At 74.6% G+C, this 23138-nt stretch carries 24 protein-coding genes and 1 pseudogene; 9 read left to right on the forward strand and 16 right to left on the reverse strand.

The features are described 5' to 3' along the window. Positions 1–113 precede the first annotated feature (113 nt). Positions 114–1874: a glycosyltransferase gene (locus HA073_RS12550; RefSeq protein WP_166456438.1), complete on the forward strand. Its 1761-nt coding sequence runs from the start codon at positions 114–116 to the stop codon at positions 1872–1874. On the opposite strand, the pseudogene HA073_RS31120 reads toward HA073_RS12550, so the two are convergent. The 4 genes and pseudogenes from HA073_RS31120 to HA073_RS12565 all read right to left on the reverse strand — a co-directional run. Further along, a pseudogene (locus HA073_RS31120) lies at positions 1800–2000 on the reverse strand (DUF6510 family protein); the annotation flags it as partial. The gene HA073_RS12550 and the pseudogene HA073_RS31120 sit on opposite strands and share 75 nt — an antisense overlap. A gap of 17 nt (positions 2001–2017) precedes the next feature. After that, the gene (locus HA073_RS12555; protein WP_176722796.1) at positions 2018–2737 is read right to left on the reverse strand and encodes a ferredoxin reductase; all 720 of its coding nucleotides are present in this window, start codon (positions 2735–2737) and stop codon (positions 2018–2020) included. A 40-nt stretch (positions 2738–2777) separates the two neighbouring features. Further along, positions 2778–3377, reverse strand: coding sequence for a sulfite oxidase-like oxidoreductase (locus HA073_RS12560; protein ID WP_043324587.1), 600 nt, complete (start codon positions 3375–3377; stop codon positions 2778–2780). A gap of 50 nt (positions 3378–3427) precedes the next feature. Then, on the reverse strand, positions 3428–4462 hold the full coding sequence (locus tag HA073_RS12565; RefSeq protein WP_064446173.1) for a TerC/Alx family metal homeostasis membrane protein: 1035 nt from the start codon (positions 4460–4462) through the stop codon (positions 3428–3430). 243 nt (positions 4463–4705) lie between these two features. Here HA073_RS12565 and HA073_RS12570 point away from each other — a divergent pair, with 243 nt between their 5' ends. Continuing rightward, a complete protein-coding gene (locus tag HA073_RS12570; RefSeq protein WP_166456439.1) occupies positions 4706–5884 on the forward strand; it encodes a CaiB/BaiF CoA-transferase family protein in 1179 nt (392 codons plus the stop codon). Positions 5885–5894: 10 nt separating this feature from the next. Here the strand turns inward: HA073_RS12570 and HA073_RS12575 are convergent, their stop codons facing one another. Beyond that, positions 5895–6302, reverse strand: coding sequence for a DUF2267 domain-containing protein (locus HA073_RS12575; protein ID WP_030502658.1), 408 nt, complete (start codon positions 6300–6302; stop codon positions 5895–5897). Between the two features lie 166 nt (positions 6303–6468). Here HA073_RS12575 and HA073_RS12580 point away from each other — a divergent pair, with 166 nt between their 5' ends. Beyond that, on the forward strand, positions 6469–6738 hold the full coding sequence (locus HA073_RS12580) for a DUF2795 domain-containing protein (RefSeq protein WP_030502657.1): 270 nt from the start codon (positions 6469–6471) through the stop codon (positions 6736–6738). Positions 6739–7035: 297 nt separating this feature from the next. On the opposite strand, the gene HA073_RS12585 is transcribed toward HA073_RS12580, so the two are convergent. Genes HA073_RS12585 through HA073_RS12600 form a run of 4 tightly spaced genes read right to left on the reverse strand, consistent with a single transcriptional unit; the run spans position 7036 to position 9944 of the window. Continuing rightward, on the reverse strand, positions 7036–7704 hold the full coding sequence (locus HA073_RS12585) for a hypothetical protein (RefSeq protein ID WP_166456440.1): 669 nt from the start codon (positions 7702–7704) through the stop codon (positions 7036–7038). 44 nt (positions 7705–7748) lie between these two features. Continuing rightward, entirely contained in the window at positions 7749–8720 is a 972-nt protein-coding gene (locus HA073_RS12590; protein WP_166456441.1) for a pirin family protein, read from the reverse strand. Positions 8721–8736: 16 nt separating this feature from the next. Beyond that, positions 8737–9564, reverse strand: coding sequence for a cell wall-active antibiotics response protein (locus HA073_RS12595; protein WP_166456442.1), 828 nt, complete (start codon positions 9562–9564; stop codon positions 8737–8739). Positions 9565–9620: 56 nt separating this feature from the next. Beyond that, a complete protein-coding gene (locus HA073_RS12600) occupies positions 9621–9944 on the reverse strand; it encodes a MazG-like family protein (RefSeq protein ID WP_043324595.1) in 324 nt (107 codons plus the stop codon). Between the two features lie 92 nt (positions 9945–10036). Between HA073_RS12600 and gdhA the strand changes: the two genes are divergently transcribed. Together gdhA and HA073_RS12610 are read left to right on the forward strand one after the other, a co-directional pair. Further along, complete coding sequence (gene gdhA, locus HA073_RS12605) at positions 10037–11368, forward strand: NADP-specific glutamate dehydrogenase (protein WP_043330196.1); 1332 nt, start codon at positions 10037–10039, stop codon at positions 11366–11368. A gap of 151 nt (positions 11369–11519) precedes the next feature. Continuing rightward, positions 11520–12917, forward strand: coding sequence for a S9 family peptidase (locus HA073_RS12610; RefSeq protein WP_166456443.1), 1398 nt, complete (start codon positions 11520–11522; stop codon positions 12915–12917). Here HA073_RS12610 and HA073_RS12615 read toward each other — a convergent pair. After that, positions 12881–13654, reverse strand: coding sequence for a DedA family protein (locus HA073_RS12615; protein ID WP_166456444.1), 774 nt, complete (start codon positions 13652–13654; stop codon positions 12881–12883). The genes HA073_RS12610 and HA073_RS12615 overlap by 37 nt on opposite strands. Positions 13655–13720: 66 nt before the next feature. Between HA073_RS12615 and HA073_RS12620 the strand changes: the two genes are divergently transcribed. Beyond that, on the forward strand, positions 13721–14413 hold the full coding sequence (locus HA073_RS12620; protein WP_166456445.1) for a carbon-nitrogen hydrolase family protein: 693 nt from the start codon (positions 13721–13723) through the stop codon (positions 14411–14413). Between the two features lie 3 nt (positions 14414–14416). Here the strand turns inward: HA073_RS12620 and HA073_RS12625 are convergent, their stop codons facing one another. The 4 genes from HA073_RS12625 to HA073_RS12640 form a co-directional block, all read right to left on the reverse strand. After that, positions 14417–15856 (reverse strand): serine/threonine protein kinase, encoded by a 1440-nt coding sequence (locus HA073_RS12625; protein WP_166456446.1) that lies wholly within the window; start codon positions 15854–15856, stop codon positions 14417–14419. A gap of 84 nt (positions 15857–15940) precedes the next feature. After that, positions 15941–16789, reverse strand: a complete 849-nt coding sequence (locus HA073_RS12630; RefSeq protein ID WP_104114560.1) for an SAM-dependent methyltransferase — start codon at positions 16787–16789, stop codon at positions 15941–15943. A 75-nt stretch (positions 16790–16864) separates the two neighbouring features. Then, positions 16865–17752: a helix-turn-helix transcriptional regulator gene (locus HA073_RS12635; RefSeq protein ID WP_043324606.1), complete on the reverse strand. Its 888-nt coding sequence runs from the start codon at positions 17750–17752 to the stop codon at positions 16865–16867. A gap of 102 nt (positions 17753–17854) precedes the next feature. Beyond that, positions 17855–18112: a DUF397 domain-containing protein gene (locus tag HA073_RS12640; RefSeq protein ID WP_166456447.1), complete on the reverse strand. Its 258-nt coding sequence runs from the start codon at positions 18110–18112 to the stop codon at positions 17855–17857. 227 nt (positions 18113–18339) lie between these two features. On the opposite strand from HA073_RS12640, the gene HA073_RS12645 reads away from it, so the two are divergent. After that, positions 18340–18975 carry a GGDEF domain-containing protein gene (locus tag HA073_RS12645; protein WP_043324610.1) on the forward strand — a complete coding sequence of 212 codons (636 nt, stop codon included), beginning with the start codon at positions 18340–18342 and terminating at the stop codon, positions 18973–18975. A 122-nt stretch (positions 18976–19097) separates the two neighbouring features. On the opposite strand, the gene HA073_RS12650 is transcribed toward HA073_RS12645, so the two are convergent. Beyond that, entirely contained in the window at positions 19098–19592 is a 495-nt protein-coding gene (locus HA073_RS12650; RefSeq protein ID WP_043324613.1) for a type II toxin-antitoxin system PemK/MazF family toxin, read from the reverse strand. A gap of 146 nt (positions 19593–19738) precedes the next feature. Here HA073_RS12650 and HA073_RS12655 point away from each other — a divergent pair, with 146 nt between their 5' ends. Then, a complete protein-coding gene (locus HA073_RS12655) occupies positions 19739–20251 on the forward strand; it encodes an NUDIX hydrolase (protein ID WP_166456448.1) in 513 nt (170 codons plus the stop codon). A 43-nt stretch (positions 20252–20294) separates the two neighbouring features. Then, positions 20295–21509 (forward strand): hypothetical protein, encoded by a 1215-nt coding sequence (locus HA073_RS12660; protein WP_166456449.1) that lies wholly within the window; start codon positions 20295–20297, stop codon positions 21507–21509. Here HA073_RS12660 and HA073_RS12665 read toward each other — a convergent pair. Then, positions 21455–23104, reverse strand: coding sequence for a DUF885 domain-containing protein (locus HA073_RS12665; protein WP_166456450.1), 1650 nt, complete (start codon positions 23102–23104; stop codon positions 21455–21457). The two genes, HA073_RS12660 and HA073_RS12665, sit on opposite strands and share 55 nt — an antisense overlap. Between the last annotated feature and the right edge of the window lie 34 nt (positions 23105–23138).

Consider the following 23138-nt stretch of genomic DNA (forward strand, 5'->3'; position numbering starts at 1 on the left):
TCCAACGGCTGCCGTCCGGTCACCTCGTCGTCACGCGGGTGTCGTCACCCGGACGGGTCGCTCCACCACGCTGGGTCGCGCCGGACCGTCCGGGCGACCGTGAAGGAGCAGCAGTGACAGCCGAGGAGGCGACGAACCGCCCCGACGTGAGTGTCGTCGTACCGGTCTACAACACGCTGCGCTACCTGCGGCAGTGCCTCGACTCGCTGCTGCGGCAGACGATCGGGCCGGACCGGATGGAGATCGTGGCGGTGGACGACGGGTCCACCGACGGCAGCGGCCGCCTGCTGGACCGGTACGCCGCGCGGTACCCGGGCACCGTACGGGTGGCGCACCAGCCCAACTCCGGTGGTCCGGCCGCGCCGTGCAACCGGGGACTGGACCTGGCCACCGGCCGGTACGTCTTCTTCGTCGGTTCCGACGACCGGCTCGGCCCGGAGGCCCTCGAACGCCTGGTCGCCGCCGCCGACCGGTACGGCTCGGACGTGGTGCTCGGCAGGGTGGTGGGCGTCAACGGCCGGCACGTCTTCTCCGACGTGTTCGCCGACGGCAACGCGGTCGACGTGAGCCTGTTCGACTCGGCGCTGCCCTGGTCGCTGGCGAACACGAAGCTGTTCCGGCGCGAACTGGTCGACCGGCTGGGGCTGCGCTTCCCGGAGGACATGCCGGTCCTCAGCGACCAGCCGTTCACGCTCGCCGCCTGCTACCACGCCCGGCGGATCTCGGTGCTGGGCGACTACGACTACTACCACGCGGTGCGCCGCCTGGACGCCCGCAACATCACCTACCACAGCCGGGTCGAGCAGCGCCTGGTCAGCGTGGAGCGGCTGTTCGCGTTCGTCGCCGGCCTGATCCCCGCGGGACCGCGCCGGGACGCGGTGCTGTGCCGCCACGTCGGGCTGGAGCTGGCGAACCTGGTCGGCGACGACTTCCGGCACCTGGACCGGGCCACGCAGGAACTGGTGCACGCCGGTGTCGCCCGGCTGGTGCGGCGGCACGTGACTGACGGCCTGCGGGACCGGCTCGGCATCGAGGCCCGGCTGCGGCTGGGCGCGGTGACTGCGGGCGGGGTCGACGAGCTGCTGGCGGTCATCGAGCAGGACACCGGCCGGGGGGTGCCGGCGACGGTGTTCGCCGGGGACCGGTGGCACGCGGGCTATCCGGGCGCCCCGGCCGGCTGGACGGACGTCACCGACGTACGCGCCGGCTGGCTGGCGCGGCTGGACGCCGTCGACGTGAGCTGGGCCGACGGGGACACGCTCACGGTGACCGCGCGCAGCCCGTACCCCCGGTTCGCCGCGCAGGCGGGACCGGTGCGGCTGCTGGCCGGTGCGGTCGTGGGCGCCACCCGGGTCGACGCCGGCGACCCGACCGGCCGCACGGTCCGCGCGGAGTTCCCCCTCGACCGGCTCCTGGCCGCGAGCCGCGCGGGCGGCCGGCGGCATCCGGTACGCGCCGAGGTGGACGGCGGCCACGGGCGCGGCGGGGCCGCGGTGCGCGCGCCCCGGCTCGCCGCCGGGCGGCCCCGCCTGCTGCGGCACGGCGCCCGGCTGTACGCGGTCGCGGCCACAGTCGACCCCCGCAACGGTCAGCTCGTGCTGTCCGTGGTGCCGGTGACCGTCGGGCAGCTCGTCGGGCGGCTGCGCCGGCGCGGCCGGCGCGGTCCAGCCGCGGCGCAGACAGCGGGGCACGGCCCCGCGCAGACGTCAGGGCGCGGCGCGGAAGGCCGGCTCGGCCGGCATGGGCACCTGGAGGTACGTGGTGCCGCGCAGGTCCAGCCAGGCCCGCTGCGGCGCGCGGACCAGGCGCACCATCACTCCGGAACAGGCGGGACATCGCCCGACCAGGCCCGGGGCGTGCGAGTAGACGTGTAGCCCGGCCATCGGGCCGGTCGTCCCGCAGGTGTCGCAGCGCCCGGTGGTGGCGCTCAGGTCGACGGCGAACACCTCGCGCAACGGCCCGTCGAGCATGTTGCCATCCAGGTAGGACAGGTCGGTCATCCGCTCTCCTCGGGTCGTCAGCCGGTCGGGCCGAACCGTTCGGTCCGCACGCGCCGGGTCGGGTGGCCCAGCCCCACCAGCAGGTCGGCCACTGTCTCCACGAATCCGGTGGGGCCGCAGACGTAGCAGAGCGGCTCCAGGTCCGGCGGCCAGCCGTGGCTGTTCACGTCGGCGAGGCCGATCCGGTGCGGCTCGCCGCGCCAGCCGTCGGGCGCCGCGCGGGTGTAGACGTACGCGACGTCCAGGCCCTGGTCGTCGCGGGCGCGGCGGCGCAGCTCGTCGGCGTAGATCACGTCGTCCGGGGTGCGCACCGAGTAGACGAGCCGGAACGGGGTGCGGCTGCCGGCGGCCCGGCGCGCGCGGATCATCGCCATCAGCGGCACGACGCCGGAGCCGCCGCCGACCAGCAGCACCGGCGCGGTCTCGTCGGTACGCCAGACGAACCAGCCGCCGACCGGTCCGCGCACCTCGATCGGGTCGCCCTCGGCGTAGGTGTCGGTCAGGTATGGCGACACCTCCCCGTCGGGCACCCGCTGCACCGTCACCTCGATCCGCTCGCCGTCGGCCGGGCCGGCCAGCGAGTACGACCGGGCGGCCTGGTAGCCGTCCTCGGCGGTCAGGCGCAGGTCGACGTGCTGCCCGGGCAGGTGGCCGGGCCAGCCGGGCACGTCCAGCACCAGCGTCTGCGCGGTGGGCGTCTCGATCCGCCGCTCGACGAGCCGGGCCACCCGCCACATCAGCGGCGCGACGCGGCGGCCCTGCGCCTGCGCGGTCACCTCAGTCGCCCTGGTAGCGCTGCTCGCGCCACGGGTCGCCGTAGTCGTGGTAGCCGGCGGTCTCCCAGAAGCCGGGCCGGTCGTCGACGAGCAGCCGGATGCCGTGCACCCACTTCGCCGATTTCCACAGGTACAGGTGCGGCACGAGCAGCCGCGCCGGGCCGCCGTGTTCGGCCGGCAGCGGCCCCCCGTCGTACGTGTGCACCACCCAGGCCCGCCCGCCGCGCAGGTCGTCCAGCGGCAGGTTGGTGGTGTAGCCGCCGTAGGAGTGCGCCAGCGCGTACCGGGCGGTGGTGTCGACGCCGTCGAGCAGCGTGTCCAGGGAGACGCCCTGCCAGGTGGTGCCGAGCTTGGACCAGCGGGTGACGCAGTGCAGGTCCACCGTCGGCGTGTCCTGCGGCAGGCCCATCATCTCGTCCCAGGACCAGCGGTACTCCGCGCCGGTCTCGCTGGTCAGCACGAACTCCCAGGTGTCGAGCGGCACCCGCGGCGTCGGGCCGGCGGAGAGCACGGGAAAGTCCTCGGTGAGGTACTGCCCCGGCGGCAGGTCGGTCGCGGACGAACGGGGCCGGCCCTGGAAGCCCGGCGAGACGATTCCCACCCGTCAGTCGTACCACCGCCGGCCGTGCCGGGGCAGCGGTTCCCACCGAGTCAGGCGCCGCCTCCGCCCTGCACCTCGTGCACGACGGTGCGCTGGCCGTCGCCGCTGTTGCGGGTGGCCCGGAGGCTGGTGATGGTGACGATCACCAGGACGCCGATGATCACGCCGAGCGAGGCCAGCGTCGGAATCTCCGGCACGCCCTCCCAGATGCCGTGCGCCCAGTGCAGGCCCAGCTTGAGGCCGATGAACGCCAGGATGACGGCCAGGCCATAGCTGAGGTGCACGAGCCGGCTCAGCGCGGCGTGCAGCACGAAGTAGAGCGCCCGCAGGCCCAGCAGCGCGAAGGCGTTGGTGGCGAAGACCAGGTACGGGTCCTCCGTGATGCCGTAGACGGCGGGCACCGAGTCGACGGCGAACACGATGTCGGTGGCCAGCACCGCGACCACGACGAGCGCGAACGGGGTGAGCGCCCGGCGGCCGTTCTGCCGGATGGTCATCCGGGTGCCGTGGTATTCGTCGACCACCGGCATGACCTTGCGCAGCAGCCGCACCGACCGCATCTTGTTGATGTCGACCTCCTGCTCGTGCCCGCTGAGGGCGTCGCGCAGCAGCTTCACCGCGGTGGCGACGAGGATGAGCGCGAAGAGCAGGAAGGCGAAGTCGAGCGTCTTGAGCGCGGCGGCGCCGAGCGCGATGAACACACCGCGCAGCACCAGGGCGCCCGCGATGCCGTAGAGCAGCACCCGCTGGGCCAGCACGGAGGGCACCGCGAACGCGGCGAGCAGCAGCATGAAGACGAACAGGTTGTCGACCGACAGCGACTTCTCGACCAGGTAGCCGGTGAGGTACTCGATGCCCTGCTGGCTGCCCCAGCGGGACCAGATCCAGGCGCCGAACGCCAGCGGCAGCGCGATGTAGAAGGCCGACCAGCCCAGGGCCTCACGGATGGAGACCTCGTGCGGCTTGCGGGTGACCAGGAAGTCGAGCACCAGCAGCACGAGCACGCCGACGATCGTCACCGCCCACAGCGTGGGCGTGCCGACCGACGACAGTTCGGCCGCAGCCAGCGGGGACAATTCGGGCATGGAACCTCCTCGAACACCGTGTCATGTTCGAGGTCTCCTTCACCCACGTTTCCGTGGGCAACCACCCGGGGCTCGCCTCGGCGGCTTGCCGTACTGACCGGAATGATTTTTGGGAAGTACTCCCCTCGCCTGGACAAGGCTAGGTCACCGCCGGACCGGACGCCAAGTCGGGACACGGATGCTTGCCCTGGTCAACAGACTGGGCGGCGGTTCAGGGCATGGCGCCTGGTCACCGCGGCCCCTATGGTGACGCAGGTGACAGTCCAGGGACCGCTGACCGGCGTACGGGTGATCGAGCTGGCCGGGATCGGCCCCGGGCCGTTCGCGGCGATGATGCTGGCCGACCTCGGCGCCGACGTGGTGCGCATCGACCGGCCCGGCGGCGGCGGGTTCGGCGCGTTCCCGGGCGACCTGCTGAACCGCAACCGCCGCTCGATCGCGGTGGACCTGAAGCAGCCCGCGGGCCGTGACCTGGTGCTGGCGCTCGCCGCCCGGGCCGACGCGCTGGTGGAGGGCTTCCGGCCCGGGGTGACCGAGCGGCTCGGCCTCGGCCCGGACGACTGCCTCACCGCCAACCCGCGCCTGGTGTACGGGCGGATGACCGGCTGGGGGCAGGACGGCCCGCTCGCGCACACCGCCGGACACGACATCGACTATCTCGCGCTGACCGGGGCGCTGCACGGGGTGGGCCGGGCCGGTGAGCGTCCGGTGCCGCCGATGAACCTGCTCGGCGACTTCGGTGGCGGGGGCATGATGCTGGCCCTGGGCGTGGTCGCGGCGCTGTACGCGGTACGCGGCGGCGCGCCCGGCCAGGTGGTCGACGCCGCCATCGTGGACGGCGTCTCGGTGCTGGCCACCCAGATCCACGCGCTGCGCGGCATCGGGCTGTGGCAGGACCCGCGCGGCGTGAACCTGCTCGACGGCGGCGCGCCCTTCTACGACACGTACGAGTGTGCCGACGGGCGGTACGTGGCGGTCGGCGCGCTGGAGCCGCAGTTCTACGCCGAACTGGTCCGGCTCACCGGTTTCCCGTTGGACGGCGACGACGGCCCGGACAGCGGCGACGCGCTGGACCGGGACGACCCGGCGAACTGGCCGGCGTTGCGGGCCGCCTGGGCGCGGCTGTTCCGCACCCGCACCCGGGACGAGTGGACGCAGCTGCTGGCCGGCACTGACGCCTGCGTGGCGCCGGTGCTCGACTGGGCCGAGGCGCCCGAGCACCCGCACCTGCGCGCCCGGGACACCTTCGTCGCGCCGGACGGGGTCACCCAGCCGGCGCCCGCGCCGCGTTTCTCGGCCACCCCGACAAGTGTGCGGCGCCCGCCGCCGGGGCCGGGCGAGCACACCGACGAGGTCCTTGCCGAGGCGGGGGTGGACGCCGCCCGGATCGCCGCGCTGCGGGCGGCCGGTGTGATCGCCTGATCGTGGGCGGTCAGCGCCGGCGCGCGGCGGCCGGGGCGAGCGCCGGTTCCACCATGTCGCGGTAGTCGCGCGGGAACTGGACCACGACGTCCTGGAACTCGCCGCCGCCGATCGCCTCGCGCAGCGTGGTGAACACCGCGCGTACGGCGTCGCGGGCGGTGTTCTCGTCGCAGTCCGCCCGGCGGGCGACCCGGGCCACGAACTCCGCCGCGCCGAACCGCTCGGCCGCCTCGTCCCGCGGGTACGGGCTGAGCAGCCCCTGCAGCGGTTTCGGCAGTTGCGCGGCCAGGTCAAGCACCTCGCCACCGGTCAGCCGCTGCGCGAACGTCTCCAGGGTGGCCGCGGTGAGCGTGGCGGCGCGGTCCTCGCTGGTGCCGGTGAGCCGGGCGACCCGGCCCACGAACGTCAGGTAGTGCATCGGTGGTACCCCCTTCGGTGCGCCCAGCGCGGCTACCCGCCCCGGCGCGGCGGAAACGGTTGCGACGGGGCGGCAGGTTTTCCGGTGGCGGCGGGCGTGAGCGGCGGCGCGGCGGGTAACCGCCGCCCGGTCGTGACCCCAACTACTGCCGCGAGGAGCCCGACTGATGGCGAGTTACTCGGATGTCCTGGAGTACCTGTCCGCGCTGGACTACCCGGCCGGGAAGGACGACGTCATCCGCGAGGCGGAGCGGGAGGGCGCGCCGCCGGACGTGTTGCGGGCGTTGCGCGCGCTGCCCCCGGTGGACTACGCCAACGGCACCGAGGTGGCCCGCTCGGCCGGCATCGACGCGGCCCCGGAGGTGAGCCGCTCGCAGCGCGCGGCGCAGGCCCGGGACAACCACCCGCGCGTGTCGCAGCACCTGCGCGGCATCTGAGCACGGCGGGAGAGCCGGCGGGCGACACGGCCGCCGGCCTCTGCGCGTGCGGAAAAGCTGGGCTCCTCTGTGGCCGGTCGCGCAGCCCGGACAGGCGAGCGCCCCGGGTCACGAACCGCGACCTGGGGCGCCACGCAGCACCTGTCCCCCGCGGTTCACGCCCGAACCGGGTCGCGACCGCGAGGCGGTGAGATGTTCGCCCGAACCGGGCGGGCATCGCTGCCACGATCATCATACGACGCAACATCAGCCGAACGGGTGAGAATCGCGGAACTGTGTCCGGGCGCACGTACGCGCTCAGGCGGTCACCTCGGCGTACCGGCGTTCCAGGTCCACTCGCGCCAGCGCTCCGACCAGCCACGACAGTCGTTCCGACTCACCACTGCCGGCCAGCCCGGCGAGGTCACCGGCGGTACGGCCCAGGCCGAGCCGGCGGGCCGCCGCGAGCGCTCGACGGTCGGCCACCGGCGCCGCCTCGCGCCACAACGCCTGCGCCTCGCGCAGGAACAGGTCGCACACCTCGTCGTCCACTCCGGGCAGTGCGGTCAGCAGCCGCCGCTCCCCCGCCGGGTCCTGACGCGCGGCGGTGCGCAGCCGGCGCAGGTCGCCCCGGTACGTGTCGACGACCGTGCGGGCCAGGTCGCCGAGCGTGTCGGCGAGCCCGGCCAGGTCGCCGCGCAGCCCGGCGGCGCGCAGCACGCGTACCCGGTCCTCGTGGCGCGAGCGGGCCATCCGCGCCGCCGTGTCCCACCCGGCGTCCCGCAGCGCCGTGGCCGCGTCGACCGCGCGGTGGAAGTCGCCCCGGCGGGCCAGCAGGACGGACAGGTAGAGGACCTGGAACAACTGGGCCGGGTTGTTCGTCACCCGGAACCCGAAGCACTCGGCGAAGCCGCGGCCGTCCCCGGCGAGCCGGCGGGCCAGCCGCTTCTTCTCCTCGACGCTGCGCGTGGCGGTGTGTGTCGGCATGCCGCCGACTACCCAGGCGACGGCCCGGCATTCGGGTACGACCGTCAGCCGCGTACGCCGCCGCTGCGGTCGCGAGCCTTGAGCCGGGTGGTGGGCAGCGCGGGCGCGGGCAGCGGCGGCGCCGCGTCGTCGGCGACGACGCCGAAGCGGCGGCCGGCCATCCAGTCCTCCCGGGCGGCCACCACCTCCTCGTGCGAGCGGCCGACGAAGTTCCACCACATCACCAGCGGCTCGTCGAACGGGGTGCCGCCGAGCAGCAGCAGCCGGGTGCCCGGTTCGGCGCTCAGGGTCAGCGCGCTTCGCCCGAGGCCCAGGTACAGCAGCGCGCCGGGGGCCAGCGCCACGCCGTCGCAGTCGGCGGCGCCGGACATGGCCAGCAGCGCGTACTCGAAGTCGGGGCGCAGCGGCAGCGTGGCCGGCGCCGCGCCGCGGGCCTCGAGCTGCGCGCCGACGAGCGGGGTGTGCACGACGGCGGGCGAGCGTTGCCCGCCGAACTCACCGACGAGCACCGTGACGTCGAGGTCGCCGTCGCGAAAGCGGGGCAGGTCGGCGTGGTGGGCGAAGTCCGGGTCGCCGGCGCGCGCCGGGTCGGGCAGCGCCACCCAGAGTTGTACGCCGTGCATGAGCGGCGGGTGCACCAGCGGGGAGCGCTCGGAGTGGGCGATGCCGCGCCCGGAGGTCATCACGTTGAGCTGGCCGGGGCGGATGGGCTGGACGTTGCCGAGGCTGTCGCGGTGCAGGATCTCCCCGTCGAGCAGCCAGGTGACGGTCTGCAGGCCGGTGTGCGGGTGCGGCGGCACCTCCATGCCGGGCCGGTCGGCGACGTCGTCGGGCCCGAAGTGGTCGACGAAGCACCACGCGCCGACCATCCGGCGCTGCCGCTGGGGCAGCAGCCGGCGCACCGTGGTGTAGCGGCCGAGGGGGACGTCGTGCCCGGGAAGCAGCACGCTGCCCGGGTCGGTCGGGCCCTCGCCGGGCGGGAGCGTCTGCGCGGGCAGGGATTCGGTGCGGTCCACCGCCCCGACTGTACGCTCAGTCCGCCGTGACGCTCACCGCGTTCGCGCCCGCCGCCAGATCGAGGTAGAGCCGTTCGGTCGCCCGGTCCCAGCCCGGTGAGCTGACCAGGTCACCGGCGGCGATCCCGCCGTGCCGCTCGTCGTAGACGGTCAGCGAGCCGGCCCCGGCGGCGACGCGCACCCGCACCGGCGGCCCGCCGGGCACGGTGACGGTCAGCTCGCTGACCCCGCCGGTCATCCGGACGGTGAGCGACCCGTTCAGCCGGGGCAGCAGCAGCCGGGTCCGCGACGCGCCGCCGACCAGGTCGATCCCGGCGAGCCGGGCGTCGCCCAGGTCGAGCCGCTGCTCGCTGACGCCGCCGACGAGCCGCAGCCGCCAGGTGACCCGGGAGTTGAGCACGACGTCCACGGCGGCCGGCCCGCGACGGCCGTTCTCCTCGACCCGCAGGCGGACCCGGTCGCCGACCATCTGCGGGCGCGGCGTGACGCCGCCGTCCTCCGGCACGTCGATGCGGTAGAGGTCGTCGCCGAGGTCGGCGGCCCGCAGGGTGAACCTGGTCAGACCGTCGGCCAGCTCGAACTCGGCGCGCTGCCGGCCGCCCCGGGGCTCGGCGAGCGTCTGCGCTCCGGCGGCCTCGGCCGCGCCGACACCTCCGGCGCCGGTGGCGGGCGACGGCGGCGCGCCGCCGGAGAAGACCACGCCGAGGCGGCCCGGGTTGGACAGCGTCACCGCCACGGCCACCCCGCCGAGCACGACCACCAGCGCGGCGGCGGCGGCCAGCAGGCGGGCCGCGCCGGACCAGCGGGGTCGGGTCAGGCCGGGCTCATCCTCGGATGTGGTCATGGTCATCCCCTCTCGCCGGTCCCCAACGGGTCATACGTGTCCGTTTCCCGGTCGGTTCACTCCTTTTCCGTGGCAGCGGTACGGGAGCGCACCTTGTCGGCGCACGTGGTCAGCACGGCGTGGGCGTCCAGGCCGAGGCTCTCGATGGCGACGAGCGCGGTGAACGCCACGTCGGCGAGTTCGGCGGCGACCTCCTCGCGGGTGTGCGTCACCCCCTTGCGCGGGTTCTGCCCGAGCATCCCGATCCAGGCGGCGGCGACCTCGCCGGCCTCCTCGCCGATCTTGAGGATGCGACAGGTCAGCTCGGTGTCGCCGCGGCCGTTCGCGGCGTCCAGCCAGGCGCGCGCGTCCCGCGCCGTTGTCCAGATGGTGGCGTCCACGGCGACCAGTGAACCTGATCGCGCAGGCCGTTCGTATCCTGGGGCGACGCAGGCCAGCAGGTCTGCGGCCCAGGCGAGAGGAGGTGCCCGTGATGCCGGAGACCGTCGAGTCGGTGTTCGCCGGCGTGGTCGCCCGGAACCCGGGAGAGCCCGAGTTCCACCAGGCGGTCCGCGAGGTGCTGGAGAGCATCGGTCCGGCCCTGGCCCGGCATCCCGAGTACGCCGAGGTGGTCGAGCGGATCTGCGAGCCCGAGCGGCAGGTCATCTTCCGGGTGCCGTGGGAGGACGACCAGGGCCGGGTACGGGTGAACCGCGGCTTCCGGGTGGAGTTCAACAGCGCGCTCGGCCCGTTCAAGGGCGGGCTGCGCTTCCACCCGTCGGTCTACCTGGGCATCGTGAAGTTCCTCGGCTTCGAGCAGATCTTCAAGAACGCGCTGACCGGCCTGGCGATCGGCGGCGGCAAGGGCGGCGCGGACTTCGACCCGAAGGGTCGCTCCGACCGCGAGGTGATGCGGTTCTGCCAGAGCTTCATGACCGAGCTGTACCGGCACATCGGCCCGCAGACCGACGTGCCGGCCGGGGACATCGGGGTGGGCGGCCGGGAGATCGGCTACCTGTTCGGGCAGTACAAGCGGATCACCAACCGGTACGACGCGGGCGTGCTCACCGGCAAGGGCCTGGCGTACGGGGGCGCGCAGGTGCGCCGGGAGGCGACCGGGTACGGCGCGGTGTTCTTCGCCGACGAGATGCTCCGCCAGGCCGGGGACAGCCTGGAGGGCAAGCGGGTGGTGGTGTCCGGCTCCGGCAACGTGGCCATCTACGCGATCGAGAAGGTGCACCAGCTCGGCGGCACGGTGGTGGCGTGCTCCGACTCCGGCGGCTACGTGGTCGACGAGAAGGGCATCGACCTGGCGTTGCTGCGGGAGCTGAAGGAGCAGCGCCGGGGACGGCTGGCCGAGTACGCCGAGCACGCGCGCAACGCGGCTGCGGTCCCGGACCGCAACGTCTGGGAGGTGCCCTGCGACCTGGCGCTGCCCTGCGCCACGCAGAACGAGATCGGCGGCGCGGAGGCCGCCGCGCTGGTCGCCGGCGGCTGCGTCGCGGTGGTGGAGGGGGCGAACATGCCCACCACGCCGGAGGCGGTGCGGATCCTCGGCCGGGCCGGGGTGCGGTTCGCGCCGGGCAAGGCGGCCAACGCCGGCGGCGTGGCGGTCAGCGGGCTGGAGATGCAGCAGAACGCCAGCCGCGACACGTGGACGTTCGGCGAGTCGGAGCAGCGGCTGCGCGAGATCATGCGGGACGTGCACGACAGGTGCTGGGCGACCGCCGAGGAGTTCGGCCTGCCGGGCGACTACGTGGCCGGGGCGAACATCCAGGGGTTCCGGCGGGTGGCCGAGGCGATGCTGGCGCACGGCGTGGTGTGAGCGGCACGCGGGACGGGCGCTGACCGAGCGGTCGGTCAGTGATTGACAGCTCTCGACGCCCGGCCTAGGTTCAGGGCGCTACCGGCCGGTAGGCATCCGTCCCGCGTCGTCACCCCCGTCCCGGGGTGGCACCGTCCCCCGGGGAGCAGCGATGCAGCCCTCACCCGTGCGCCGCCGGCTGCTCGCCGTCGGCGTGGCCCTCACGTTGACGCTCGGCCTCACCGGCGCGGCCCCCGCCGCCGCCACCGGCCGCGACGACGGCAGCGGCCCGCTGCCCGGCTACACCATCGTCAACCCGCCGCTGCCGCCACTTGTCGTCGGCGGCGCCGCCACCACCGTGCGGCAGGGCGTGCACGCCAACGCCGGGTACGTCATCGAGATCCCCAGGCGCTGGAACGGCGACCTCGTCATGTGGGCGCACGGCTACCGCGGCCAGGGCACCGAGCTGTCGCCGGAGCCGCCCGGCTTCGACCTGCGGCAGCGCCTGGTGACCCAGGGGTACGCGTGGGCGTCGTCGTCGTACGACCGCAACGGCTACGACGTGCGCTCCGGCGTGCGCAGCACCCGCGCCCTGGCCGACCTGTTCAGCCGTACCGTCCGGCGCCCGCACCGGGTGCTGATCGCCGGGGTGTCGATGGGCGGTCACGTCATCGGCCGTTCGCTGGAACAGTACCCGGGCTTCTACGCCGGGGCGCTGCCGATGTGCGGGGTGCTCGGCGACCAGGAGCTGTTCGACTTCTTCCTGGACTACAACCTGGTCGCGCAGGCCCTCGCGGGGGTGCGCGCGTACCCGACGCCGCCCGACTACCTGGCCTCGGCGGTGCCCCGGATCCAGGTCACGCTCGGCCTGGCCGGGCTGGCCCCGGGCGGCCCGGACACCACCAACGACCTGGGCAAGCAACTGCGCGCGGTCACCGTGGAGCGCTCCGGTGGGCCGCGGCCGGGCGCCGACGCCGCGTTCGCGGTCTGGAAGGACTTCCTGTTCGGCATCGCGGTCAGCGAGGCGGACGGCTCCCCCGCCCGGCGGCCCGGCCAGCTCGCCACGAACCTGTTCACCAGGTACGCGCCGAACCAGCCGGTCGACCTGAACGCGACGGTGCAGCGGGTCGCGCCGGAGAACCTGCGCCAGCGGCTCTCGCCGAGTCTGACCGAGGTGCCCCGGATCGCCGGGCGGCCCACCGCGCCGGTGCTGAGCCTGCACGGCCTCGGTGACCTGTTCGTGCCGTTCGGCATGGAGCAGGCGTACGCCCGGGACGTGGCCCGGCACGGCCGGTCCCGGCTGCTGGTGCAGCGGGCCGTGCGTACCGCGCAGCACTGCGAGTTCAGCCCGGCCGAGGCCGGCGCCGCCTGGGACGACCTGACCCGCTGGGTCCGCACCGGCAAGCGCCCGGCCGGCGACGCGGTCACCGACCGGCGCGCGGTGGCGGCGCCGGACTTCGGCTGCCGGTTCAGCGACCAGGCCGCCCGGGCCGCCGGGGCCGGCACCCGCCCGCTCTATCCGCCCTGCCCGGCTCAGTCCTCCTCGCGGCCGTACCAGCCGCCGCGGTAGACGGTGCCCTGCCGGGCCGACTCCGGCGCCGATTCCGGCGTCGGCGCCGCCTCCGCCGCGAGGGCGCTCCGGCGCGAGCGGCGGACCCGGCTGACCACGAACCAGCAGAACCCGGCGATCACGGCCACGATCACGATCTTCTGGAACGTGCCCGCGTACGCCTCGACCACGTGCCACTGCTCGCCGAGGAAGTACCCGGCGAGCACGAACGTGGTGTTCCAGATCAGGCTGCCCAGCGCGGTGTAGAGCAGGAACACCGGCACCGGCATCCGTTCCACCCCGGCCGGGATGGAGATGAGACTGCGGAAGATCGGAATCATCCGGCCGAAGAACACCGCCTTGACGCCGTGGCGTAGGAACCACGCCTCGGTGCGGTCCACGTCCTCCAGCTTGATCAGCGGCAGCCGCTCGGCCAGGGCGCGCATCCGGTCCCGCCCGAGGGCCGCGCCGATGTAGTAGAGCGCCAGCGCGCCCACGATCGACCCGATCGTGGTCCAGACGATCGCACCGACCAGGCTCATCTTGCCCTGGCTCGCGGTGAAGCCGGCCAGCGGCAGGATCACCTCGCTGGGAATGGGCGGGAACAGGTTCTCCAGCGCCACCGCGAGGCCGGCGCCGGGACCGCCGAGCCGTTCCATCAGGCCGGTGACCCAGCCGGTCACTCCGTCACCGGACGGCTCTGCCGCCCGCGCGGCGCTCACCCGGGGGCCGGCGAGCAGCTGTGCGTTTCCGATCATCCGACCAACGTTACGGGGCGAAGCTGCGGACGACCACGCGTCATGGAAACCATTATCGTGTACGCCATGCGTACGCCGTTGCGGATCGCCGTCGCCCAGCCGCTCACCCGCTCCGGCGACGTCGCGGGCAACGCGGCACGGCACGCCGACGCCGTGCGCGCCGCCGCGGCCCGCGTGGTGCTCTTCCCGGAGATGTCACTGACCGGGTACGAACTGGACGCCGCGCCGCTGGACCCGGACGATCCCCGGCTCGCGCCGCTGCGCGCGGCGTGCGCCGAGACCGGGACGCTGGCGCTGGCCGGCGCGCCGGTGCCGGGACCGCACATCGGCGTGCTCGCGATCGACGCCGAGGGCGTGCGGGTGGCGTACCGGAAGATGTGCCTGGGCGGCGCGGAGCCGCAGCACATGCGGCCGGGCCGGGAGCCGGCGGTGCTCGATGTGGACGGCTGGCGGCTGGGCCTGGCGGTCTGCAAGGACACCGGCACGCCGGAGCACGCGGCGGCGACGGTGGCGCTCGGCGCGGACGCCTACCTGGCCGGGGTGCTGGAGTCGGCGGACGACGCGGCGGTGCCCGACGAACGCGCCCGCCGGGTCGCCGCCGCGCACGGCGTGTGGGTGGCGACGGCGAGTTTCGCCGGCTCGACCGGAGGCGGGTACGCGCGCGCCGCGGGTGGTTCGGGGATCTGGTCACCGGCGGGTGAGCCGGTGGCCCGGGCCGGTACGGACACCGGCGAGGTGGTCACCGCCACGCTGCGGTGACCCTCAGCCCTCGGCGCCGCCGCGCAGCCGCTCGTAGCCGTCGAGCAGCTTGCGCAGCCCGGCGGCGGTGACCGGATCGATCTTGTCGTCCTCGGCGGCGTCCTCGATCTTCTCGCGCAGGTCCTCGACCCGCTTCTCCCGGTCCTTCGGCTTGCCCCGGTCCAGCTCGGCGACCTTCTTGCGCAGGTCGTCGGCGACCTTGCGCTCGATCAGCCCGATCGACTCGGCCCGGTCGAGCAACTCGTCGAACCGGTCGCCGAGCTGCCGCAGCGTCACCGGTTCGGCCGCCGTCGACGGCGGCGCCGCGCTGCTCGGCTCGGGCGCAGGCGGCTCGGCGGCGCCGGTCGTGGGGCCAGTCGTGGGCGCGGCGGCCGGCGGGGCGCCGGAGCCGTCACCCCACACCAGCGAGCCGACCACCGCGAGCAGCAGCACCACGGCGCCGGCGACCAGCAGCCCGAACAGCCGGTTCGAGGAGACCGCCGGACGCGGCGGCGCGCCGGGACGCCCCGGCGCGACCGGGCGGGCCGTGGCGGCCGGAACCCGCTCGACCAGGGTGGGCGAATGCGTCACCGGCGCCACGGTGGGCAGGATCGCGGTCGGCGGATCCACCGGGCGGCCCGCGCCGAGCCGCTCGGCGAGCCGGGCCGCGCTCGGCCGCCGCGCCGGGTCCATGTCCAGGCAGGCCAGCACCAGGTCGGCGATCTCCGGCGGCAGGCCCGGCACGCGCGGCGGCGGCACCGGCGGCCGGTTGCGCCGCACCTCCAGCACGTCGTCCCAGCTGCGCACCGGCAGCGGGGCCCGGCCGGTGAGGCTGCGGTACAGCAGCACGCCGAGCGCGTACACGTCACCGGCCGGATGCGCCGGGCCCGGGTCGAGGCGTTCCGGGGCGAAGTAGGCGGGGGTGCCCATCAGCAGCACGCCGGTGTGCCCGGTGACCGGGTGCGGGCCGGCGGGCGCGGCGATGCCGAAGTCGAGCACCTTCGCGCCGGTCTCGGTGAGCATCACGTTCGCCGGTTTGATGTCGCGGTGCACCACGCCGATGCGGTGCGCCGCGGCCAGCGCCCCGGCGACCTGCCCGGCCGTGCGGACCGCGTCCGGCCAGGCCAGTGGCCCGCCGGCCAGCCGGTCGGCGAGCGTCTGCCCCTCCACCAGCTCCATCACCAGGTACGGGACCACGACGCCGCCCGCAAGCGTCGCCTCGGCGTAGTCGTACACCTGGGTCACGTGCGGGTGGGTCAGCCGCGCCGCCGCGCGGGCCTCGCGCTGGATGACCGCGCGCAGTTGCGGGTCGGCGGCGAGCTGCCCGGCGAGGACCTTGACCGCGACGGGCCGGTGCAGCACCTCGTCGTCGGCGCGCCACACCTCGGACATCCCGCCGAGGCCGATGCGCTCCCGCAGGACGTAGCGGTCGTGCAGGCGCAGGGCGGGCGTGAACGGCGACATAATTCACCAGGCTGCCATGCGCGGCACCGGCCGCACCAACCCGCGCCCCCGTTTCGTCCGTGTTCCGGCGTTCTTCCGCCCGAGTCAGGGCTTGCGGGCGACCCCGCCGTACATGCTGACGTCGACCACGGACGGCCGCGGCTCCGGCTCGCCGTCGGCGCGCCACTCGGCCACCGAGCAGATGCCCGGCTCGACCAGTTCGAGGCCGTCGAAGAAGCGTACGACCTCCTCCCGGCTGCGCAGGTTGATCACGCCGTGCGGGCCACCGCCCCGGGCCGCCGCCTTCGCCTCGGCGGCCACCTCCGCCGGAAGGTAGTCGTGGGTGGCGTGCGAGGCGGCCAGGTAACTGCCGGCGGGCAGCGCGTCGAGAAGCGTGTCGACCAGCGCGTACGGGTCTTCGCCGTCGGGCACGAAGTGCAGCACCGCCAGCAGCATCAACGCCACCGGCTGGGACAGGTCGAGCGTGCGGCGCAGGTCCGGGTGGGCCAGGATCCGCTCCGGGTCGCGCAGGTCCGCGTCGAGGTAGGCGGTGACGCCGTCGGCCGAACTGGTCAGCAACGCGCGGGCGTGGGCCAGCACGATCGGGTCGTTGTCGACGTACACCACCCGGGCGCGCGGGTCGATCGCCTGCGCCACCTCGTGGGTGTTGTCGGCGGTGGGTATGCCGGTGCCGATGTCCAGGAACTGCCGGATGCCCGCCTCACCCGCCAGGTGACGCACCGCGCGGCGCAGGAACCGCCGGTTCTCCAGCGCGCTGATCCGGATGGTCGGGAACCGGGCGGCCATCGCGTCGCCGGAGTCCCGGTCGGCCTGGAAGTTGTCCTTGCCACCGAGCCAGTAGTTGTACCGGCGGGCGGGGTGCGCCACTGTCGTGTCGATCCGGTCGCCGGGCGGCCCGGAAACGGGCGCCGTCCCTGCTGCGTCGCTGGTCAAGGCCACCTCCACGACTCGGGTCCCACCGTCCACTGTCTCCGGTGCGGATCATGGTACTGCCCGGCGCCGGTCCGGTCAGGCCGGGTACAGCTCGTCACGGAGGCGGGCCAGCAGCTCACGGGTGCGCTCCGGCGGCGCGGCCTCCACGCACAGCCGTTCCATCGCCTCGGCGTAGAACTCGAGGTCGTCGCGCTTGTCCAGGTAGATCGCGCTGGTCAGCTGCTCGATGTAGACGATGTCCGGCAGGTCCGCGTCGCCGAAGCGCAGGATGCTGAAGGCCCCGCTGGCCGCGGCGTGCCCGCCGGCGGAGAACGGGACGATCTGCAGCCGTACGTGCGGCGCGGCGGTCGCCTCGATCAGCGCGTCCAGCTGCTCGCGCATCACCGCGGCCCCGCCGATCGGGCGGCGCAGCGCCGCCTCGTCGAGCACCGCCCACAACTGCGGCGGGTTGCTGCGGCGCAGCAGCTCCTTGCGCTGCATCCGCAGCTCCACCCGCCGGTCCAGCTCCGCCGCCGACGCGCCGCGGTGCCCGAGCAGGATCACCTGCCGGGCGTACGCGGCGGTCTGCAACAGCCCGGGCACGAACTGCACCTCGTACGTGCGGATCAGCGCGGCGGCGGCCTCCAGCCCCAGGTACGCCTGGAACCACGCGGGGAGCACGTCACCGTAGCGGTGCCACCAGCCGGGGCTGTTCGCGTCCCGGGCGAGCTTGAGCAGCGACTCACGTTCGCCGGCGTCGGTCACGCCGTAGAGCGTGAGCAGGTCGGCCACGTCGCGCTCCTTGAAGCCGACGCGGCCCAGCTCCATCCGGCTGATCTTCGACTCGGAGGAGCGGATCTCCCAGCCGGCGGTCTCCCGGCTGACCCCGGCCCTCTCACGGAGTCGCCGCAGCTGCCCACCGAGCAACATGCGCAGCACGGTGGGCCCGCTTGTCGGACCACCCTCGACGGGCACCGTCGCCACCTGACCGCCCTCGCATCCCGACTGCCCCGGCCGGGCGCCCCCCGGCCGACGAGTAAGCATGCCATGAACCGACAGTGAGGTGAACTCCTCCGGAGCGGTTAATCAGTCCCGTGTGCGGGACGGCGGGATCAGGTGGTCGAAGTCGCCGTCGCGCGCGCCGAGCACGAAGGCGGCGATTTCGTCCACTGTGTAGATCAGCGCCGGGCCCTCCGGGTGCCGGGAGTTTCGGACCGCGATTCCGTTGCCACCGGGCAGCTCGGCCAACTCGACGCAGTTGCCGCTGGGGTTGCTGCGACGACTCTTCGACCAGCGCATCGGGGGCAGCTCGGGCACGGGCACACCGTTCGGCGGTTGTTGCATGGGCGTCCTTCGGGATGAGCCAGCCGAGGCCGCGGGGAGGAGCGGTGGGTGGCGACGTCTGTCGACTGAGGAGTGAGATGCACGTGCATCTGCTATTGCATCTGCAATGGACGGAGAGCATGATAGCCGAAACGTACGGTGTGCCGGGTCGCTCACATTCGGTGACCCGAACCCGGCCTCCGGATGCCGCCGCGCGCGGCTAGGGGACTGCGGTGAGGAGGACGCGCGTGCCGGATCCGATGACCGTCGCCTCCGGCATATCCGCCGCGGGGGCCCTCATCTCGGCCTGGCAGTTGCGCCGCCGCGCCGTACGCGCCGAGGCCGAGATCGAGCTGCTCCAGGCCGAACTGGCCGCCGAACGGCACGCGGCCAGCCACGACCCGCTCACCGGCCTGCCCAACCGCCGCGCGTTCTTCCGGCTCGCAGCCACCCTGCTCACCGACCCGGCCGGCCAGCCACTGGTAGCGGTCGTGCTCGACCTGGACAACTTCAAGCAGGTGAACGACCGCTACGGGCACGCCGCCGGCGACCAGGTGCTGATCAGCGTCGCGCAGCGGCTCGCCGCGTTCGCCGGTAACAACCTGGTGGCCCGCCTCGGCGGCGACGAGTTCGCTGGCCTGCTGGCCAGCCCCACAGCCGACCGCCGGTGGATCGAGCACGCCACGCGGCGGCTCTGCGAGGCGCTCGCCGCGCCCATCCCGCTGGGCGCGCGCAGCATCCAGGTCACCGCCTCGGTCGGGCTCGCGCCGGTGCACTGCCCGACGCAGCTCACCGACGCGCTGTGCCGCGCCGACGCCGCCATGTACGAGGCGAAGACGCTCGGCGCGGCCCGCCCGACCCGGCAGCTCGTCGCGGAGTACTGACCGGCCCGGCCCAGGGCGCCACGTGCCCGGCCGGTCCGTGTGCTCAGCCAATCAGCGTGGCCGGTCGGTCCGCGTGCCCGGCCGGCGCGGCTACCTGGCTGGCGTGGGTCCCGGGCGCGCGGTCAGCGCCAGCCGTAGCCGGCGCGCAGCGCCTGCCCGACCCGGTCGAACCGTGGCCGGTCCAGCACCGCGCCCTCGCGGCGGATGCTGTCCTCGCGCATGGTGAGCACCCGGTCCAGGCGCACCCAGGAGGGCCGGTTGTCCCGGTCCCACTCCCCCGGGCCGAGCGCCAGCCAGTGCCGCTGGCCGTCCCGGTCGCTCTGGCTGGACAGCATCAGCCCGAACAGGGTGCGGCTGTGCCGTCCGACCACCAGCACCGGGCGGTCCTTGCCCTGGCGGGGGTCGTCCTCGTAGGGCACCCACGTCCAGACGATCTCGCCCGGGTCGGCCTGGCCGTCCGGCTCCGGCGCGTACGACAACTCGCGGCGCTGCAGCGCGTTGACCTGCCGGCGGCGCGCGACCTGAGCCGGGATCGGCGCGCCCGGGCGGGGCGGGGCGGGCACAGCCCGGGTGATCCGGCCGAGCCGCGACGCCACGTTCTTCAACAGACCTGCCACGGCGGGCAGCCTATCGGCCGGGGTGCGACCGCCCGGGAATCGGGTCGCCCGGTCGGGTGGACGGCGCCGTGCGGGATGCCCCCTGTTAATAGGGGCCCCTCTACTACCGGAGGCGTTAATAAGGGGCCCTTCCTTACGCTGGGGGCGTGCGGCTACCCGATGATCTGCCGGTGTTCGAGCGCAGCGCGGTGCGGCTGGTCGTGCTCGACGCCACCGACCACCTGCTGCTGTTCCACACCCGCGACCCGGACCACCCCGACCTCGGCGTGTGGTGGGAGCTACCCGGCGGCGGGCTGGACCCGGGCGAGACCTACCGGGAGGCGGCGGTCCGCGAACTGCGCGAGGAGACCGGCATCGCGATCGGTCCGGACGAGGTGGGCGCGCCGACGTGGCGGCGGCGGGCCAGCTTCCGGCACCGGCAGCGCCGCCACCTCCAGGACGAGGTGATCGTGGCGGTACGGCTGCCCGGCCCCGGACCGGACGTGGACGAGGCGCGGCGGCTGGACTACGAGGTGGAGGACTACTTCGGGTTCCGCTGGTGGCCGCTGGCCGAGGTGCTCGCCGAGCGGCCGCGCTGCTATCCCGGGCGGCTGCCCGAACTGCTGCCCGCGTTCCTGGCCGGCGAGGAGATCGACGAGCCGTTCGAGCTGTGGTCCTGAGCGCGGGCGTGCCACCCGGCGCGTGAGCGGGCAGAGTGGAGCCGTGACTCCCCTGCACGCACCACTGGCCCGTTACGCCGAGCGGCTGCACCGCGCCGCCGGTGACACCCACCACGTCGCCTCGCCGCTGGGCGCGTGGCTGCTGCTGGCGCTGACCGGCCCGGCCGCCACCGGCGACGCCCGGGCGGCGCTGGCCGAGGCGCTCGACGCCGACCCGGACGACGCCGCCGCGGAGGCCCGGGCGCTGCTCGCCGCGCCGCACCCGATGGTCGCCGCGGCCACCGCGCTGTGGGAGCGCGCTCCGGCGCCGGAGCTGGCCGCGTGGCGGGCCGCGCTGCCGGAGAACACCGAACGCGGTCCGCTGCCCGACCAGGCCACGCTGGACGGCTGGGCCCGGGAGCGTACCGGCGGGCTGATCGACAGCTTCCCCGTCGACGTCACCCCGGACACGCTGCTGCTCCTGGCCAACGCGCTGGCCACCCGCGTGTCGTGGGCCGACCCGTTCGACACCGTCCCGGGCACCGAACTGGGTGCGGACAGCGCCTGGTCGGGCCGGCTGAGCCGGGTGCTGCGTACGCCGCCGTTCGGGCACCGGTGCTGGGTGGCGGCCACCGACCGGGCCGGTGACGTGGCGGCGCACGCGGTGCCGGCCCGCACCGGCGACGACGGCGCCGGAATGCTCGTGGTGTCGGTGGCCGCCGCGCCCGACGTGCCGGCCGTCGACGTGCTGGCCGCCGCGCAGGAGCTGGCGAGCGCCGCCGCGCTCCTGCCGGACGCCATGCCGGGCCGCCGGTCGCTGTTCGACCTGCCGCTGGGCGAGACGCCGCTGTGGACGCTGCGGGAGGAGCCGACCCGGACGTACGCGGACGACGGCCGGGAGGAACGCGCCACCGCGGTGCTGCCCTGCTGGTCGGCGCAAAGCCGCCACGACCTGGCCACGCCCGGGTTCGGCTTCGACGCGGCGGCGCGGGCGCTCGGCGAGCTGCTGGGCCTGACCGGGCCGGGGTTCGACGCCGCGCAGTCCGCGGTGGCCCGGTTCGGCCGCTACGGCTTCGAGGCCGCCGCGGTGACCGCGTTCGGCCGGGCGACAGCGCTGCCGCCGGAGGGGGTCGCCCGCGTCGCGGAGCTGCGCTTCGGTCACCCGTACGCGGTGGTCGCGGTGACCACCGACCCGGCCGGCGGCCCGTGGCACGCGCTGCCTGTCTACTCCGCCTGGGTGGCCGACCCGGAGGAGCTGCCCGCCGACGAGGCCGGATAGGCGGGAAGCGCGCTCGCGAGCTGGTCCAGTCCCAGCGAGCCGAGTTCCAGCGCCCGGTTGTGGAACGCGCGCCGGTCGCCGGGGAACGCCGCGCGTCCGTCCCGCCACACCCGCTCCCCCACCTTGTAGGTGAGCGCCTGCCCGGGCCGGCCCAGGTACCGGGCCACTTCCAGTGGCGCGTACGGGCCCTGGTGGCAGCGGTCGCGCAGCAGGTCCAGCGCGGCCTGCGGCGTCCACGGCGTGCTGCCCGACGGCTCCGGCAGCTTCAGGTGCAGGCCGATGTCGAGCACCACCCGGGCCGCCCGCAGCAACTGCATGAACAGGTGGCCCAGCCGGGCGCCCGGCTGCTCGTAGAGTCCGAGTTCGTCCATCAGCCCTTCGGCGTACAGGGCCCAGCCCTCCTGGGCGCCGGAGAGCCCGCCGAGCAGGTTCAGCCGCTGCCCGGGGCCGCCCCGGCACGCCTCCGAGCCGAGGTGCAGGTGGTGGCCGGGGACGCCCTCGTGGTACGCGGTGCTGTACGCCCACCAGGTCGGGAAGCGCTCCTGACCGTCGGGCAGCAGCCACGAGACCCGGCCCGGCCGGGTCAGGTCCCGCGACGGCGCGATGTAGGCGGTGCCGCCCGACGTGGTGACCCGGGACTCGATGCGGCGCAGCGGCGCGGGGATGTCGAAGTGCGTGCCGTGCATCCGCTCGGTGGTGGCCTCCAGCAGCTCCTGGAGCCAGGCGGCGAACTCGTCCCGGCTGCGCAGCACACCTGGCGCGTCGGGGCGGTCGAGCCGTTGAAGCACCTCGGGCACGGCGCCACCCAGGGTTTTCGCCTCCGCGACCAGGTCCGCCTCGATGGCGGTGAACTCGTCCCAGCCCCACTCGTACAGCTCGCGCAGGTCCGGTTCCGTGCCGAGGAAGGTCCGCACCCATAGGGCGTACCGCGCCGGGCCGAACGCCTCGTCGTCGCGCGCGATCGGCGCGAGGTCCGCGGTGAGCATCGTGGCGAACCTCCGGTACGCCTCCCGCGCGTCCCGCGCTGCCGCCTGCAACGACGCGCGCTGCGGCCCGTCGCCGTAGCGCTGCACGAGCGCCGTGTCCTCGTCGATCCAGGTGCGGCAGCGCTGCGTCACCAGGCCCACCTGGCGTCGTGTGGGCAGGTGACCACGTTCGGCGGCGACCAGCAGACTGCCGGCGTACCCGTCCAGGGATGCCGGGATCGCGGCCTGGCGCGCGCCGACGCGGGCCCAGCCGTCCTCGTAGGCCGCGTCCCCGGCGTCGCGGCCCGGGACCGCTGATTCGACGCACTGGCGGATGAGCTGGAGCGGGCCGGTGGCCGCGACGTGCAGTTCCCGCAGGTCCTCCCCGGCGGCGTGGAAGGCGATCCGGGCGCGCAGCCGTTCGGCGAGGTGCTCGTGCAGCGCGCTCGGGGCGGGCAGCGCCTCGATCCGGCGCAGGGCGCGCGCGGCGAGATCGGCGCGGGCCTGGTGACCCTCCGGGCTGTAGTCGGTGAGCCCGTCGACGTCCTGCTCACCGGCCTCGACCACCGCCACACACGGATCGAGGCGCCCCATCTCCCGCAGCAGCGTGTCGGTGACGTCCTCACCCATCGCACCGATGCTACCCCCGGTGATCAAGGAGTTC

The organism is Micromonospora sp. CMU55-4 (genome assembly GCF_011602315.1).
In the GTDB taxonomy this organism is placed as follows: domain Bacteria; phylum Actinomycetota; class Actinomycetes; order Mycobacteriales; family Micromonosporaceae; genus Micromonospora; species Micromonospora chalcea.

Excerpts from the sequence above, each read along its gene's own strand:
- HA073_RS12555 (WP_176722796.1), bottom strand. The coding sequence starts at position 2,737 with ATGTGGCGGGTGGCCCGGCTCGTCGAGCGGCGGATCGAGACGCCCACC.
- HA073_RS12565 (WP_064446173.1), bottom strand. The coding sequence starts at position 4,462 with ATGCCCGAATTGTCCCCGCTGGCTGCGGCCGAACTGTCGTCGGTCGGC.
- HA073_RS12570 (WP_166456439.1), top strand. The coding sequence starts at position 4,706 with ATGGTGACGCAGGTGACAGTCCAGGGACCGCTGACCGGCGTACGGGTG.
- HA073_RS12575 (WP_030502658.1), bottom strand. The coding sequence starts at position 6,302 with ATGCACTACCTGACGTTCGTGGGCCGGGTCGCCCGGCTCACCGGCACC.
- HA073_RS12580 (WP_030502657.1), top strand. The coding sequence starts at position 6,469 with ATGGCGAGTTACTCGGATGTCCTGGAGTACCTGTCCGCGCTGGACTAC.
- HA073_RS12585 (WP_166456440.1), bottom strand. The coding sequence starts at position 7,704 with ATGCCGACACACACCGCCACGCGCAGCGTCGAGGAGAAGAAGCGGCTG.
- HA073_RS12595 (WP_166456442.1), bottom strand. The coding sequence starts at position 9,564 with ATGACCACATCCGAGGATGAGCCCGGCCTGACCCGACCCCGCTGGTCC.
- gdhA (WP_043330196.1), top strand. The coding sequence starts at position 10,037 with ATGCCGGAGACCGTCGAGTCGGTGTTCGCCGGCGTGGTCGCCCGGAAC.
- HA073_RS12610 (WP_166456443.1), top strand. The coding sequence starts at position 11,520 with ATGCAGCCCTCACCCGTGCGCCGCCGGCTGCTCGCCGTCGGCGTGGCC.
- HA073_RS12615 (WP_166456444.1), bottom strand. The coding sequence starts at position 13,654 with ATGATCGGAAACGCACAGCTGCTCGCCGGCCCCCGGGTGAGCGCCGCG.
- HA073_RS12620 (WP_166456445.1), top strand. The coding sequence starts at position 13,721 with ATGCGTACGCCGTTGCGGATCGCCGTCGCCCAGCCGCTCACCCGCTCC.
- HA073_RS12625 (WP_166456446.1), bottom strand. The coding sequence starts at position 15,856 with ATGTCGCCGTTCACGCCCGCCCTGCGCCTGCACGACCGCTACGTCCTG.
- HA073_RS12640 (WP_166456447.1), bottom strand. The coding sequence starts at position 18,112 with ATGCAACAACCGCCGAACGGTGTGCCCGTGCCCGAGCTGCCCCCGATG.
- HA073_RS12665 (WP_166456450.1), bottom strand. The coding sequence starts at position 23,104 with ATGGGTGAGGACGTCACCGACACGCTGCTGCGGGAGATGGGGCGCCTC.